The organism is Microbacterium barkeri, from assembly GCF_027921765.1.
GTDB lineage: Bacteria > Actinomycetota > Actinomycetes > Actinomycetales > Microbacteriaceae > Microbacterium > Microbacterium barkeri.
This window is the reverse complement of record NZ_BSEJ01000026.1, coordinates 1-1831: the sequence shown is the minus strand read 5'-3', so window position 1 is coordinate 1831 and position 1831 is coordinate 1. Positions and strand designations below refer to the sequence as shown.

The 1831-nt window shown below is 55.9% G+C and carries 1 rRNA gene; it reads right to left on the bottom strand.

The features are described from left to right. Positions 1–97 precede the first annotated feature (97 nt). Positions 98–1621, bottom strand: a 16S ribosomal RNA gene (locus PKE79_RS16370). Positions 1622–1831 lie beyond the last annotated feature (210 nt).

Below are 1831 nucleotides of genomic sequence, written 5' to 3'. Positions count from 1 at the left end.
GCGCCTTGTCAAATGTTCCACCCATGAGCAACCCGTCGAGAACATCCGTCTCGAAACGGGCCTCTGCGAACCCCGAAGGGCTCGAGATGCTCCTTAGAAAGGAGGTGATCCAGCCGCACCTTCCGGTACGGCTACCTTGTTACGACTTAGTCCTAATTACCGATCCCACCTTCGACAGCTCCCTCCCACAAGGGGTTAGGCCACCGGCTTCAGGTGTTACCGACTTTCATGACTTGACGGGCGGTGTGTACAAGACCCGGGAACGTATTCACCGCAGCGTTGCTGATCTGCGATTACTAGCGACTCCGACTTCATGAGGTCGAGTTGCAGACCTCAATCCGAACTGGGACCGGCTTTTTGGGATTCGCTCCACCTCACGGTATTGCAGCCCTTTGTACCGGCCATTGTAGCATGCGTGAAGCCCAAGACATAAGGGGCATGATGATTTGACGTCATCCCCACCTTCCTCCGAGTTGACCCCGGCAGTATCCCATGAGTTCCCACCATAACGTGCTGGCAACATAGAACGAGGGTTGCGCTCGTTGCGGGACTTAACCCAACATCTCACGACACGAGCTGACGACAACCATGCACCACCTGTACACCGACCAAAAAGGGGCGACTGTTTCCAGACGTTTCCGGTGTATGTCAAGCCTTGGTAAGGTTCTTCGCGTTGCATCGAATTAATCCGCATGCTCCGCCGCTTGTGCGGGTCCCCGTCAATTCCTTTGAGTTTTAGCCTTGCGGCCGTACTCCCCAGGCGGGGAACTTAATGCGTTAGCTGCGTCACGGAGACCGTGGAAAGGCCCCCACAACTAGTTCCCAACGTTTACGGGGTGGACTACCAGGGTATCTAAGCCTGTTTGCTCCCCACCCTTTCGCTCCTCAGCGTCAGTAACGGCCCAGAGATCTGCCTTCGCCATCGGTGTTCCTCCTGATATCTGCGCATTCCACCGCTACACCAGGAATTCCAATCTCCCCTACCGCACTCTAGTCTGCCCGTACCCACTGCAGGCCCGAGGTTGAGCCTCGGGTTTTCACAGCAGACGCGACAAACCGCCTACGAGCTCTTTACGCCCAATAATTCCGGATAACGCTTGCGCCCTACGTATTACCGCGGCTGCTGGCACGTAGTTAGCCGGCGCTTTTTCTGCAGGTACCGTCACTTACGCTTCTTCCCTGCTAAAAGAGGTTTACAACCCGAAGGCCGTCATCCCTCACGCGGCGTTGCTGCATCAGGCTTCCGCCCATTGTGCAATATTCCCCACTGCTGCCTCCCGTAGGAGTCTGGGCCGTGTCTCAGTCCCAGTGTGGCCGGTCACCCTCTCAGGCCGGCTACCCGTCGACGCCTTGGTGAGCCACTACCTCACCAACAAGCTGATAGGCCGCGAGCCCATCCCCAACCGAAAAATCTTTCCCACCACAGACCATGCGGCCATGATGCATATCCGGTATTAGCAACCGTTTCCGGCTGTTATCCCAGAGTCAGGGGCAGGTTGCTCACGTGTTACTCACCCGTTCGCCACTAATCCACCCAGCAAGCTGGGCTTCATCGTTCGACTTGCATGTGTTAAGCACGCCGCCAGCGTTCATCCTGAGCCAGGATCAAACTCTCCGTAAAAAACAGAAGCAGACACCCACCCGGGAAAACGGGACAGGCACCTGCGAGTTCAATCATGACCAAAAAGGATGCCAAAAACTGACAACCATAAAATTTGATCCAAAGGAATTCTCAACCAGCCGAAGCTGGACGAGGATAATTTGGCATTTGACAAGTGCACGCTGTTGAGTTCTCAAGGATCAGACGCACCCAGCCCCACGACTCCCGCCG